Source organism: Microbacterium lacticum, assembly GCF_006716815.1.
Classification (GTDB): Bacteria; Actinomycetota; Actinomycetes; order Actinomycetales; family Microbacteriaceae; genus Microbacterium; species Microbacterium lacticum.
In genome coordinates this window covers 307,777-322,231 of the sequence record NZ_VFPS01000003.1, presented here as the reverse complement: position 1 = coordinate 322,231, position 14,455 = coordinate 307,777, and the positions used below count along the sequence as shown (strand labels likewise).

Below are 14,455 nucleotides of genomic sequence, written 5' to 3'. Positions count from 1 at the left end.
CGTACGGAATCCGAGTAGTGCATCGAGGGCGAGGCGCAGATGTGGCATCGCTCCGCCAAGCTGTCGCGCAAGAGCTGGAATCGATAGGTCTTCACCGGTCTGTTTCGGTCGCGGTGGCTGACAGCGATCTGCCGCAGGGGATACCGCATATCTGTGTCTGCCTCTGTGACACGGGTAGCAAGTCCGATAGCTCCGTTCGTGAAGGCATTCGCGAAGAGTTGGAGTCCGGCACCACGATCTTCCCGGTGGTCGAGGATCTGGCCCTCTTCAGCCAGCTAGTTCCTGAGCAGTTGACTTTTGCGAACGGTATTGCCTGGCAAGATGACGCGTCGCTCCAACGCCTGGTGCGCGTGCTACTCGAAGAACTGGGTATCGAGGAACAGCAGCGGCGGGTTTTTATTAGCCATCGACGCACTGACGGACTCGGGGTAGCAGAACAATTGCATGGTCATCTCAGCCACTTCAAGTTCCAGCCTTTCATCGACCGGTTTGCAATCCGCGAAGGGACAGACTTTCAGCAGGAGATTGGCCGCGCGCTAGAAGATCATGCCTTCCTGCTGCTGCTAGAGACATTCGACGCGCACAGCTCTGATTGGGTATTTGACGAGGTCGACTACGCCCTGAGTCATGCGATGGGAATTCTTATTGTGCGCTGGCCAGGCGATGTTCGCGAGGTGCCTGGCAGTGGTGGCCTTCCCCGTCATTTCCTAGGTGACGACGAAGTGACTACGGACTACCATGGCTACTCAATCCTCACAGACGCTGGCCTCGATCGCCTGCTCGAGGCTATCGAATCAGCTCACGCGCGCGGACTGGTCAGGCGGCGGCGACTGCTCTTAGAGAGTGTGCGCGAGGCGGCCGTTGCTGCTGGCGTTGACAGTTGTGTCTCGTTGCGGGACTGGAAACTGCTTATCGGTACGCCGGCAGGGCTCTCTGTGGTGGGGACGTCGCCTAGGCTGCCAACTGCGGTTGATCTGCAGGCGGTCGACGAAACATCTGTTCAGGCGAACGCAGATTTGCCCGGGGTGCTTGTCCACAGCGCGCGGGCGCTGCCGACTGAGTTGAGGAGACACCTGGAGTGGGTGTCCCATACTCGAAGCATGCGCGTCATTCCAGAAAACGCAGTTGGGGGATGGTGGATCGATGGCCATTGAGCTGACCCCCATGCGAGACGGTGACGAAAGCGCCGGAACGATCTTCTTGTCGGGCAGCATTCCCGACCCTGGACGATGGGACGGCGACTTCGACGCGCTGGAGATCACTGACGCCGTAGTTGCATTCGCGCGTGCGTGCCTGACTCAGAATTACCGGATCGTAACCGCCGCGCATCCAACGCTCGCGCCGCTTCTGTTGTACGTTGCTGCGGAGTTTCCCCCTGCGGATGAACCTTCGATCATCATCTACCAATCACTTCTATTCACGGATGTTCTCCCGACTGCGACGCGACGATTCGAAGCCGACGGCGTAGGTCAGCTGATTTGGACGGATGCCCACGAAGGGGACAGCCCGGAGCCAGGACATTGGGACTCAAGTTTGGAACTGATGCGTACGCGCATGCTGGATGACACCGAACCGCAAGGAGCCGCGTTCATCGGAGGCATGGAAGGCATTCGATCTGAGTTCGCGATGTTCGCAAGTATGCATCCCAACCGCCCTATGTGCGCGGTCAAGCGACCTGGGGGCGAAGCAGCGTCCCTTCGCGCCGAAGGATCAGAAGCGCTTCTTGTGGATGTCGATCAGGAGACCACGTACCCGTCACTTTGGCGCGCGTTTCTGTCATTCGTATGACTAGCTGGTTGCACTCCCTATCGTCGATGAAGTTGCGAGAAGACAATGTCGACGTACGTTGAGTGGAAGTACTGACAGGCTGGTTCCGTGCCGGTTCCGTGCCGGCGGCTCCGCTGAAACCACCCTCAACCAGCCGCGACCACTTCCGCGGAATCCGGGCTGTGTCAAGCTGCGTGGAGTCGCTCGGGCTCGGCTTTGGCATCGTCGGTCGGCTTGGGGAGGTTGATGGGCTCTTCGCAGTTGAGGGTGTAGTCGAGGGTCGGCGGCTGGTTCGCGGATAGACGTCGAGGTCTTCCAGGATGGAAGTTCTCACACTGCCCATCTGCCGGAAGACCTCGACTTGCGCCACCCTACGTTCGCGACCCCTGACCTCACCACGTTCTGCCGTCTCGATGAGCTCGGCCTCGAAGCCATCGGCCAGTTGATCGAGCCCGACCGGGCGGTACTCGAGTGCCGCGTCGTTGACGATGACCCGTGGTGTCGGAAGTGTGGCGCCGAGGGCGTGCCGCGCGACACCGTGACGCGTCCGCTCGCGCACGAGCCGTTCGGTCACCGGCCCACGACGCTGCTGGTGCGGGTACGCCGCTACCGGTGCGGCCACTGCCGCCGCACCTGGCGGCAGGACACGACGAACGCGGCGGCGCCGCGGGCGAAGATCTCCCGCGGCGGGGTCGGGTGGGCGCTGAAGGCGATCGTGGTCGACCACCTCACCGTCTCCCGCGCCGCGGCAGGCCTGGGGGTGTCGTGGCACACCGCGAACACCGCGATCCTCGCCGAGGGCAAGCGGCGGCTGATCGACGATCCGGCCAGGTTCGACGGCGTCACCACGATCGGCGTCGACGAGCACGTCTGGCGTCACGCACGGTTCGGTGACAAGTACGTGACCGTGATCATCGACCTCACGCCCGCCCGCAACAAGACAGGTCCCGCACGGCTGCTGGAGATGGTCGAGGGTCGGTCGAAGGCGGTGTTCAAGCAGTGGCTCGCCGCCCGGCCCAAGGAGTGGTCGAAGCAGATCGAAGTGGTCGCGATGGATGGGTTCAGTGGGTTCAAGACCGCCGCGTCCGAGGAACTCCCCGACGCGGTCCCGGTGATGGATCCGTTCCATGTCGTCCGGCTCGCCGGTGACGCCCTGGACCGGACCCGGCAGAGGGTTCAGCAGGACACTCTCGGGCACCGCGGTCACGCCGGGGACCCGCTCTACGGGGTCCGCCGCACCCTCCACACCGGCGTGAGCTTCCTCACCGAGAAGCAGACTGCACGGCTGGACGCGGTGTTCGCGGTCGAGGAGCACGTCGAGGTCGAAGCGACCTGGGGCATCTACCAGCGCATCGTCGCCGCCTACCGCGAACCCGACAAGAAGAAGGCGAAGGAGATGATGCGGTCGGTGATCGATTCCGTCAGCAGTGGCGTCCCCGCGATGCTGGCCGAGATTCGCCGGCTCGGTCGGACGTTGAAGCAGCGCGCCGCGGACGTCCTCGCGTTCTTCGACCTGCCCGGCACGAGCAACGGTCCGACAGAGGCGATCAACGGCCGACTCGAGCATCTCCGCGGCTCCGCGCTCGGCTTCCGCAACCTCGCGAACTACACAGCCAGGAGCCTGCTCGAGGCCGGAGGTTTCAGACCCTCGCTACACCCTTGATTCCGAAGAGCCGGTTGATGCCGACGATGTCGGCGGGTGCGGGCGTGTGGGGCGGTCGACGGAATCGCTCGGGATGCTTGTCGTAGTACGCCTGCTGGGTCGCGTCGCGTCGGTTCCAGGCGTGGTGCCAGGTGCCGTCGTGGACCTCGTTCGGGCTGAACAGGGCGATGCCGGAGTGCTTGTGGTTCTGGTTGTACCAGGGGACGTACCACTCGACGTAGGCGCGCGCCTGTTCGATGGTCGCGAAGGTGCCGGGGTAGTTCGGCCGGTACTTCATTGTCCGGAACTCCGATTCGGAGAACGGGTTGTCGTTGCTCACCCGGGGCCGGTTGTGTGGCTCTTCGGACTTCCGGTGGGGGTGAGGCTCGCCGGGTGAGTTCGGGCGGGTAGGGGTCGAGGTCCCCGAGGATCAGTAGCGCCAACTGCTGCTCCAACCGAGGACCTCGACGTGTCTCACCATAGTTCGGGGTGCGCTGATGCGCGCTCTGCCGCTTGCCCGTGCTCCCGCTGCGATCTGCTGCTCGGTCTCGACGGCGTCCATGTCGAGGCGGTCGAGCGTCTGGACGGGCTGCTGGTGGTGACGGTCTCGAGCCCCGCGGCGCCGGCCGGTTGCCCGTCGTGCGGGGTGCTCGCTGTCGGTCGGGGTCGCCGCCGCCGCGTTCTTCACGACGTGCCCGGCGCGACGCGGGTGCGACTGATCTGGCGGCAGCGGGTGTGGCGTTGTGATGATCCCGACTGCATGAGGAGGACGTTCGTGGAGCAGGTCCCGACCCTGGTCGCCGCGCGCGGGTCGATCACCATGCGCGCGGTGACGTGGGCGATCGGGCAGCTGCGCCGCGAGCACGCCACGATCGCGGGCCTGGCCCGACAGCTGGGCACGTCGTGGAAGACGGTGTGGCGGGCCGTTGAGCCCGAACTCGTCAAGCTGGCTGCCGACGAGTCCCGGTTCGAGAACGTCACCACCCTCGGCGTCGACGAGCACATCTGGCATCACGTCGACTCCCGCAAGCGCGGCCCGAAGGAGCTGACCGGGATGGTCGACCTGACCCGGGATGAGCACGGTCGCACCCGTGCCCGGCTGCTCGACCTCGTGCCGGGCAGATCGGGGAAGGCCTACGCGGCCTGGCTCGACGAGCGCGGCGACGCGTTCCGGAACAACGTGAAGGTCGCGGCGTTGGACCCGTTCGCCGGATACAAGACCGCGATCGACGACAAGCTCGAGGACGCCGTCGCGGTGCTCGACGCGTTCCACGTCGTCAAGCTCGGCACCGCCGCCGTCGACGAGGTCCGCCGACGTGTCCAGCAGGACACCCTCGGTCACCGCGGCCGGAAGGGCGATCCGCTCTACGGGATCCAGACCATCCTCCGCGCCGGCGCCGAGAACCTCACCGAGAAGCAGCGGACCAGGCTCGCGGCAGCGATCGAGGCCGACCCCGCGCACGACGAGGTGTTCGTCGCATGGCAGTGCGCCCAGCAACTGCGTTCCGCCTACCACCAGAAGGACCTCGCCGAGGGGCGGCGGATCGCCGAGAAGGTCGTCGACACATTCCACACCTGCCCGATCCCCGAGATCGCCCGCCTCGGCCGCACCCTCCGCCGCTGGCGAGCCGCGTTCCTGGCCTACTTCACGACCGGACGATCATCGAACGGCGGCACTGAGGCGGTGAACGGGATCATCGAGCTCCACCGCCGCCTCGCCCGCGGCTACCGCAACCGCGACAACTACCGGCTCCGCATGCTCCTCGCCGCCGGCGGCCTCACCCCATGACCCCCACCGAATGTCCGAAGAGCCGGTTGTGTGGCTCTTCGGACTTTAGGTGGGGGTGGGTGATGTGCGGGGCCGCGTGGTGACGGGGTGGGGCGGGTCGAGGCCCCGAGGATCGGTAGCGATCAAGCTTCCTTTCCGTTCGGAGACCTCGACCCGTGCCCGATGCTACGGGGTGCGCCGCTGCGTGCCCGTCTTCTGCTGTCTACTGTGATCGCTGCGATGTGCTCGTCGGCCTCGGCGGGCTGCACGTGGTGGCTGTCGAGCGCTGCCGCGACGGCGTGCTCCTGATCGACGTCGAGTCCCCGCCGGGGCCGGTCGGGTGCCCGGGGTGCGGGCAGGTCGCCGAGTCGCGGGGCCGGAAGGCGCTCGTGCTGGTCGATGCGCCGATGAGCGCCGCTGCGGTGCGGGTCCGGTGGCGCAAGCGCAGGTTCCGGTGCGCTGATGAGGCGTGCCCGAGGGAGTCGTTCACCGAGCAGAACGCTCTGGTCGCCGCGCCTCGCGCCAAGCTCACGGCCCGAGCGGTGATCTGGGCGGTGGGGCAGATGCGGAGGGAGAACGCGTCGGTGCAGGGCGTCGCCCGCCAGCTCGGGGTGTCGTGGCGCACGGTCTGGCGACACGTCAGGCCGGTGCTCGAGACGCGCGCCGCGGACGGGTCCCGCTTCGACGGGGTCACCACGCTCGGCGTCGACGAGCACCTCTGGCACCACGTGTCCACCAGACCCGTCGCCGATGGCGGGCGGGGTCCGAAGGAACTGACCGGGATGGTCGACCTGTCGCGCGATGCGTCCGGGCGGGTGAGGGCCCGCCTGCTGGACCTCGTGCCCGGGCGCAGCGCGAAGGCCTACGCCGACTGGCTGCAAGAGCGCGGGCAGGAGTTCCGCGACGGGGTGCAGGTCGCGACGCTGGACCCGTTCGCCGGCTACAAGAAGGCCCTCGACGACGAGCTCGACGATACCGTCGCGGTGCTCGACGCGTTCCACGTCGTCAAGCTCGGCACCACCGCGGTCGATGAGGTCCGCCGCCGCGTCCAGCAAGACACCCTCGGGCACCGCGGACGCAGAGGTGATGCGCTCTACGGGATCCGCAACATCCTCCGCGCCGGGCAGGAACGACTCACCGACCGGCAGAAGGCCCGGCTCGATGCCGCGTTCACGCAGCGCGAGGAGCACGTCGAGGTCGACGTCGCCTGGCAGGCCGCGCAGCAACTCCGCGACGCCTACCGGCATGCCGACCTCGCCACCGGGCGCAAGATCGCCGAGCACGTGCTCGAATCGCTCCCGACCTGCCCGATCCCCGAGATCGCCCGACTCGGCCGCACCCTGCGTCAGTGGCGGGCCGCGTTCCTGTCCTACTGGGATACCGACCGGTCATCCAACGGCGGCACCGAGGCCGTGAACGGCCTCATCGAACTCGCCCGCCGCGTCGCCCGCGGCTTCCGCAACTACGACAACTACCGACTCCGCATGCTCCTCATCGCCGGCGGCCTCGACCCCACCACCCCCACCTAAAGTCCGAAGAGCCGGTAAACCTACTTGTTCGCGCCACAGCGGCATTCGGCGGGAGGGGAGGACCAGCACACGAGCCTTCTCGAGCTCGGCGAACACATGCTCGCGCGGCGGATCGATGACCACCGTCATCCGATCGTCGTGGGTGGCCCGCTTGATGGCTTCCTCCGCACCGACTCCTCGACCCACGATGGAGAGCCGCATCGTAGGGAGCTCGGCACGCACCGCGGGCCATGCAGCCATCACGTCAGGAAAGCCTTTGCGCCTTGAGAGATCGCCGAGGAACAGCACCGTTGACCGCTCGTCGACGTCTTCTCGATCCGGCGCAGGCACGGCGACGGGAAGCGCTTCGATGAGTCGAGAGTCCGCCCGGCGCCGCGCCGGGAACTCACTCGCGTACAGCCGTTCTGCGTCAGCCGTGCCATACGCGATTCGATCAAGCGACGCCCAGACCAGACTCGCCAGCGGCCGACGCAGCTCGAACTTCATTCGCGCTTTGAAGGGGAGGTGCTCCCGCAGGACTGAGCTCGGTACGTTCGCGATCGCGTACGCGACCACGATCGGCCGGGGTCGGCTTCGCAGCTTCGCGCGAACGCGGGCCGCCCAGACGAAGGCGAGACTCCGCACCGCTGCGCGCGTAACAAGTGGCTCATTAACTTCGATGATGTCGATATCATTCCGAATCGCGAAACGACAGCTCGATATGAACCCAGCTCGCAGCGGTTTCGCACGCCCTGCAACCGCTTCATCGAAGTCGTATCTCTTCTCGCGATAGAGGAGGGTCACCTCGTCGTCGCCGTCGATCCGTTCCAGGTGGGCCGTGCGTGCCACCTCGTAGAGTTGCACGACTTTCATCGGACCCCCTGCCCGGCCACCCGCGCCCGATCTCGTCGTCATGCTAAGGCGCGTCCGTGATGGTGATGTCGTCGAAGGCGAAGGTGACCGGGACGTTGGCTGCGGCGTTGGGAACGTAGGCGTAGATGCCCGCCGACCCAGCGACCTGCAGACCCGCGGCATTGTTCGATCGTTCGATCTGCCACCCCGCCGGCTCCGCCGTCCCGTCCTTCCAGATCTTCGCGGAGATCGTCGTGACCCCCGCGACCGTCTTCGTGTCGGCCACCAGACGATACTTCGCGCCCGGTGTGATCACGACACCGCTCTCCACCGCAGCACCCACAGCCGTGCTCGCACCGCGCAACACGTGCAACCGCGCAGAACCATCTGCAGCCACCCGCACCCGCACCGTGTACTGGTCGTCGCCGACCCGACGCGTGATCGCGCCGACATACATCGCGTCGTTGATCTTGTCGACCGAGAACGTCGCCGAGAACCGCGTCGACACACTGTTGATCACCGGGGTGTCGGCATTGACCGTCGACGCACCCGGCAACACAGCCTTACCGACCCCGTCACCGACCGAGAACCGCGTGGCCCCAGTACGCAACGTCCACGCACCCCCGGCATCCGCCGAACCCCAACCCGACGCCAACAGCCGACCGAACGCATCCGCGAACAACGGCCCCGCCGGTGCCGGCGTATCCGCCACCGCCACCTGCGACGTCTGCGTCGCGGTCGCCCCACGATCATCCGTCACCGTCAACGTCACCGCATACGTCCCCGGAGCACCATACGTGTGCGACGCCGTCGCACCGGTCGCAGTCACACCGTCACCGAAATCCCACCCGAACGACACCACCGTGCCATCCGGATCCGACGACCCCGAACCATCAACCGACACCGCCAACCGATCCACCACCGACACAAACGACGCCACCGGAACCACATTCGCCGGCGGATCGACGGGCGTCGACGATACGGTCACGGGAATGGTCTTGGTGCCGGTCGCACCCTTGTTGTCGGTGACCGTGAGGATCACCTGGTACGTGCCACCCGTGGTGTAGGTGTGCGACGCCGTCGCACCGGTAGCCGAACCACCGTCGCCGAAGTCCCACGCATACGAGGCGATCGTGCCATCCGAATCGGATGATGCGGCACCATCGACCGACACTCCGAGCCCGATCACCGTCGGCGTGAACGCCGCCACCGGGTTCGCGTTGGCCGGAGGCTGCGGCGTCGCGGTGGGATCCGTGATGGTGATGTCGTCGAAGGCGAAGGTGACCGGGACGTTGGCTGCGGCGTTGGGAACGTAGGCGTAGATGCCCGCCGACCCAGCGACCTGCAGACCCGCGGCATTGTTCGATCGTTCGATCTGCCACCCCGCCGGCTCCGCCGTCCCGTCCTTCCAGATCTTCGCGGAGATCGTCGTGACCCCCGCGACCGTCTTCGTGTCGGCCACCAGACGATACTTCGCGCCCGGTGTGATCACGACACCGCTCTCCACCGCAGCACCCACAGCCGTGCTCGCACCGCGCAACACGTGCAACCGCGCAGAACCATCTGCAGCCACCCGCACCCGCACCGTGTACTGGTCGTCGCCGACCCGACGCGTGATCGCGCCGACATACATCGCGTCGTTGATCTTGTCGACCGAGAACGTCGCCGAGAACCGCGTCGACACACTGTTGATCACCGGGGTGTCGGCATTGACCGTCGACGCACCCGGCAACACAGCCTTACCGACCCCGTCACCGACCGAGAACCGCGTGGCCCCAGTACGCAACGTCCACGCACCCCCGGCATCCGCCGAACCCCAACCCGACGCCAACAGCCGACCGAACGCATCCGCGAACAACGGCCCCGCCGGTGCCGGCGTATCCGCCACCGCCACCTGCGACGTCTGCGTCGCGGTCGCCCCACGATCATCCGTCACCGTCAACGTCACCGCATACGTCCCCGGAGCACCATACGTGTGCGACGCCGTCGCACCGGTCGCAGTCACACCGTCACCGAAATCCCACCCGAACGACACCACCGTGCCATCCGGATCCGACGACCCCGAACCATCAACCGACACCGCCAACCGATCCACCACCGACACAAACGACGCCACCGGAACCACATTCGCCGGCGGATCGACGGGCGTCGACGATACGGTCACGGGAATGGTCTTGGTGCCGGTCGCACCCTTGTTGTCGGTGACCGTGAGGATCACCTGGTACGTGCCACCCGTGGTGTAGGTGTGCGACGCCGTCGCACCGGTAGCCGAACCACCGTCGCCGAAGTCCCACGCATACGAGGCGATCGTGCCATCCGAATCGGATGATGCGGCACCATCGACCGACACTCCGAGCCCGATCACCGTCGGCGTGAACGCCGCCACCGGGTTCGCGTTGGCCGGAGGCTGCGGCGTCGCGGTGGGATCCGTGATGGTGATGTCGTCGAAGGCGAAGGTGACCGGGACGTTGGCTGCGGCGTTGGGAACGTAGGCGTAGATGCCCGCCGACCCAGCGACCTGCAGACCCGCGGCATTGTTCGATCGTTCGATCTGCCACCCCGCCGGCTCCGCCGTCCCGTCCTTCCAGATCTTCGCGGAGATCGTCGTGACCCCCGCGACCGTCTTCGTGTCGGCCACCAGACGATACTTCGCGCCCGGTGTGATCACGACACCGCTCTCCACCGCAGCACCCACAGCCGTGCTCGCACCGCGCAACACGTGCAACCGCGCAGAACCATCTGCAGCCACCCGCACCCGCACCGTGTACTGGTCGTCGCCGACCCGACGCGTGATCGCGCCGACATACATCGCGTCGTTGATCTTGTCGACCGAGAACGTCGCCGAGAACCGCGTCGACACACTGTTGATCACCGGGGTGTCGGCATTGACCGTCGACGCACCCGGCAACACAGCCTTACCGACCCCGTCACCGACCGAGAACCGCGTGGCCCCAGTACGCAACGTCCACGCACCCCCGGCATCCGCCGAACCCCAACCCGACGCCAACAGCCGACCGAACGCATCCGCGAACAACGGCCCCGCCGGTGCCGGCGTATCCGCCACCGCCACCTGCGACGTCTGCGTCGCGGTCGCCCCACGATCATCCGTCACCGTCAACGTCACCGCATACGTCCCCGGAGCACCATACGTGTGCGACGCCGTCGCACCGGTCGCAGTCACACCGTCACCGAAATCCCACCCGAACGACACCACCGTGCCATCCGGATCCGACGACCCCGAACCATCAACCGACACCGCCAACCGATCCACCACCGACACAAACGACGCCACCGGAACCACATTCGCCGGCGTCACCGTCACAAACTGCGTCGCCGCGTTCGTCGCTCCGTCGTCGTCGGTGACCGTGAGGGTGACGACATATGTTCCGCCCGTGGTGTAGGTGTGCGACGCCGTCGCACCGGTAGCCGAACCACCGTCGCCGAACGTCCAGGCGTAGGACGCGATCGTGCCGTCCCCATCGGACGAGCCGGCACCGTCGACGGCGAACGCGAGGCCATTGGCGCTCGTCGTGAACGCCGCAGTCGGCGCTGCGTTGGGTGCGACCGCCTCCACCTGCCGCGTCGTCGTCGCCGTCGCGCCGTCGTCATCGGTGACGGTCAGCGTCACGGTGTACGTGCCAGGGTACGCATAGACGTGGCCGGCCGTCTTACCTGCACCGATCTGCGCGTCGCCGAAATCCCACGCGTACGAGGCGATCGTCCCGTCGGAATCGATCGACGCGCCCGCGTCGACGGCGACCGTGAGGTCGGCCACGGATGCTTCGAACGAGGCGACCGGCGCCTGGTTGGGAAGCGCCTGACCTTTGCCGACACCGTAGTGGGCGCCGATCTCGGCAGGCGTGAGCACTCGGCCGTATACCGCCGTCTCGTCGAACGTCGCGATCAGGTTCGAGGAGCTCGAGCCCCACGTCGTATCGCCGCCGATCCGCCAGTATCCGGTGTAGTCCTGGGCAGCGGTCTGGGGGTTCGTGCCCTGCGCGACCCCGTCGACGTACAACCTCATCCCATCCGACCCCTGCGTCGCGGCCACATAGTGCCACTGGCCATCGTTGTAGGCCTGCGGGGTCATGATCGTGTTCGTCTGCCCCGTCCACGTACCGAAGACGAGCTTGCCGTCGTCTTGCATGTAGACGTGACGATCGTAGCTGCTCGAGTCGCCGGTCTGGTTGCTGCTGAACCCGACGAGACGACCCCCCTGCGTCGAGGTCGTCTTGAACCAGGTCTCGACCGAGTACGACGTCGGGTTCGTGTACGAGACGGACGTGGCGATCGACCCGCCGTTGGTCGAGGTGCACCCTAGCTGCCACCAGTCGCATGTGGTCTTGCGGAAGGTTAGCGCAGAGCCCACGCCACCCGGCAGTGCCCCCGCCGAACCGCGAACGTAGTCTCCGGAGAATACCCCGGAAACCTGCTGAGCTGAGGAGTCCACTGCCGTGGCGCCGCCTGCCTCATCGAATCGCCAGTAGAACTCAGGGTCGGAGTTGAACACGAGAGCGCCGTACGCATCGCTGGGTGGTGTCACGTTGACGACCGTGCCGCCGCCTGCGGCATAGTGAGCTCGCGCCTGCGCCGCGCTCAGCGGTGACGAGTACACGGCCACGTCATCGACGTCGCCTCTGAAGCTGGACGTCGAGGGGGAGCTCGGCCACCCGGACAGGTTGTCTTCGCCGATGCGCCAGAAGCCGGAATAGCTCTGCGCGCTCGTGACGTCGGCCCGCTGGCCGACACGCTTGCCGTCGATGTAGAGGCTCATGCCGCCAGAACCGAGGTTTGCGACGACGTGGTGCCATTGGCCGTCGTTGTAGCTGCCCGAGCTGTTGACGGTGCGCACGCCGCCCGGGTACACGCCGAACCAGACCCGACCGGAGTCGTCCATGTAGACGTGACGGTCGTAGGTGCTCGACTGCCCGGTCGTGCCGTTGCCGAATCCGACGATCTTTCCGCCGGTGGGTGTCGTCGTCTTGAACCATGCTTCGACGGCGAAGGTGTCCGGCGCCTGCTGAGCGGTGGATGCACCGGCGTATCCGCCGGTGAACGTCGTGGACGCGTTCGCATCGCCGGCGATGGCGCCGGCTGCGCCCCGTGCGTAGTCACCGCTCAGCGTCAGCGTGTCGGAGCCCGCCCAGTCGTTGACGGCCGTTCCGGTCGGCTCGCCCAGCCGCCAGTAGTTGGCGGCACCATCGTTCAGAACCGCGTCGACGTAGGGAGACGCGGCCTGACTCGACACGACGACTGTGATCCACGACGACTTCGCCACATTGCCCGAGGGGTCGGTCGCCGTCACACGATATCGATGGGTGCTGCCCGGCGCGAGACCCTGGTCGTTCACGATCTGCGTCGTGGGCTTCCAGAACGGCGCGCCGAGCGTGCTCTCCGAGATGGGAGCAGACGATTCGGAATCGCGATACACCCGGTACGTCAGGGAGTAGTCGTCTCGGTCCCAGTTCGTCTGGTACGAGAGGCGCACCGCGCCGGCCGAGAACGAGATGACCGACGGATCCCAGTTTGTCCCTGACAGCCGCGGACCCTGCTTGTTCGGCGCCTGCGAGCGCACGGTGAACCGCACGAGCCCGTACTGGCGCGTGCCGTTGACGCTGGGGAATTCGCCACCGTAGACGACGTACTTGTCATTCGCGGCAACGGACCATACTGCCTGCGATTGACCGGTGAACGTGCCCGGCGTGGTCTGCGGGTACCAGTTCAGGAGCTGCGGACGGGGCGTGCCGGGGTGGTCGGGGTATCCGTAGATGTCGGCGGTGTTGACTCCGCGCACGTCCGTCGACCACGCGGTCGCGTGGTTGAAGCTCCATGGGTCGGTCTGCGGGAAGCCCCCGCTGTTGCCGCAGTAGTGCTTGTGGCTGGCGGAGTAGGCGACCTGTCCTCCGATCGCGATGTCGTAGGTGTCGCCGTGGCAGTCCTCGATCCACACACGCGACCCGTCTGCCCAGCTCCCCGCGAACGACCCCTCGAGGTTTCCGCCCGCTCCGTAGTGCCAGCCCACTCCGTAGAACTTCGTGCCATCCGTGGCGAGCGCCATGACGCCCGAGTTCTCGCCGGCGTTGCGGATCTCGCTGTTGACGCCCAGCGGGAGGCCGACACCGGACTGGCCATCGGCGCGGTACAGACCGTAACCGGGGTTGTCGCCGCCGCCGACGGTGGTGAAGTTTCCGGAGATCACGACCTGAGTTCCCGAGGGGTCGGCGACGATGCTCTGCACCTGCCCGTTGTCGACGGGCACCGAGAACGGCAGCACCGCCGTTCCCGCGGCGTTCAGCTTGGCCACCCGCATCCGCTGCGCCGTCCCCACGGCCGTGAAGTATCCGCCGACGTAAACCCCGTCAGAGGTCGCGTAGACCGACTTACCGATGTTGTTCAGGCTCACCGTTCCGGGAAGGAGCGCGCCGGTCGTCAGATCGATCACCGCGAAACGAGTGCGGTTCTGTCCGTTCACCTGCGTGAACGACCCGGTCACGTAGAGCTTGGTGCCATCGGGCGAGGCCACGACCTCGTTGATGCGGTTGTTGAACGAGGGCGAGAACGAGGTCACCAGCTCACCCGTGGTGAGGTTGTAGGCGACGATGTTGCCGCGGTCGGTGAGATCCTGCCCCGCTGCCGCTCCCGCCGGGCGCACGTTGGAGAACTGGCCCGCCGCGTAGACGGTGTTTCCCACGATGGTCTGTGTCCACACCACCCCGTTGTCGAGCTGGAGTGTGGGCAGTGCATCGGCGGTCACCGTGTCCGGCAACGGCGGATCGGCCGGCGACGCCGGCGCCGCGTTCGCGATCGATGGAACGAGCACGATCGACGCGACGATCGTTGCCCCCACAACAACAGATGCAAAGGCGCGACGCGTCATCGAAATAGTCGACACTACGATTCCCCCAGTGATTCGCCGCG

7 protein-coding genes and 1 pseudogene are annotated in these 14,455 nt (G+C 66.5%); 5 read left to right on the top strand and 3 right to left on the bottom strand.

Annotated features, from left to right (window positions below; all coding sequences use genetic code 11):
* Window positions 1-41: 41 nt before the first annotated feature.
* From FHX68_RS10240 to FHX68_RS10230, 3 genes are all read left to right on the top strand, one after another.
* Window positions 42-1,154 (top strand): Thoeris type III anti-phage system protein ThcB4, encoded by a 1,113-nt coding sequence (locus FHX68_RS10240; protein ID WP_170214272.1) that lies wholly within the window; start codon window positions 42-44, stop codon window positions 1,152-1,154.
* On the top strand, window positions 1,144-1,788 hold the full coding sequence (locus tag FHX68_RS10235) for a Thoeris type III anti-phage system protein ThcA (protein ID WP_141381149.1): 645 nt from the start codon (window positions 1,144-1,146) through the stop codon (window positions 1,786-1,788). Before FHX68_RS10240 ends, FHX68_RS10235 begins: the two co-directional genes overlap by 11 nt.
* Window positions 1,789-2,128: 340 nt before the next feature.
* Complete coding sequence (locus FHX68_RS10230) at window positions 2,129-3,430, top strand: ISL3 family transposase (protein WP_141920072.1); 1,302 nt, start codon at window positions 2,129-2,131, stop codon at window positions 3,428-3,430.
* Here FHX68_RS10230 and FHX68_RS10225 read toward each other — a convergent pair.
* Window positions 3,408-3,749, bottom strand: coding sequence for an integrase core domain-containing protein (locus tag FHX68_RS10225; RefSeq protein ID WP_141920201.1), 342 nt, complete (start codon window positions 3,747-3,749; stop codon window positions 3,408-3,410). The two genes, FHX68_RS10230 and FHX68_RS10225, sit on opposite strands and share 23 nt — an antisense overlap.
* A 129-nt stretch (window positions 3,750-3,878) precedes the next feature.
* On the opposite strand from FHX68_RS10225, the gene FHX68_RS10220 reads away from it, so the two are divergent.
* Window positions 3,879-5,198, top strand: a complete 1,320-nt coding sequence (locus tag FHX68_RS10220) for an ISL3 family transposase (protein WP_425325860.1) — start codon at window positions 3,879-3,881, stop codon at window positions 5,196-5,198.
* Window positions 5,199-5,353: 155 nt separating this feature from the next.
* Window positions 5,354-6,706, top strand: a complete 1,353-nt coding sequence (locus tag FHX68_RS10215) for an ISL3 family transposase (RefSeq protein ID WP_425325858.1) — start codon at window positions 5,354-5,356, stop codon at window positions 6,704-6,706.
* A gap of 27 nt (window positions 6,707-6,733) precedes the next feature.
* Here the strand turns inward: FHX68_RS10215 and FHX68_RS16160 are convergent.
* Window positions 6,734-7,192: pseudogene (locus FHX68_RS16160) on the bottom strand (glycosyltransferase family 4 protein); the annotation flags it as partial.
* 409 nt (window positions 7,193-7,601) lie between these two features.
* Complete coding sequence (locus FHX68_RS15930; protein WP_244926853.1) at window positions 7,602-14,384, bottom strand: PKD domain-containing protein; 6,783 nt, start codon at window positions 14,382-14,384, stop codon at window positions 7,602-7,604.
* Window positions 14,385-14,455 lie beyond the last annotated feature (71 nt).

Excerpts from the sequence above, each read along its gene's own strand:
- FHX68_RS10235 (WP_141381149.1), top strand. The coding sequence starts at position 1,144 with ATGGCCATTGAGCTGACCCCCATGCGAGACGGTGACGAAAGCGCCGGA.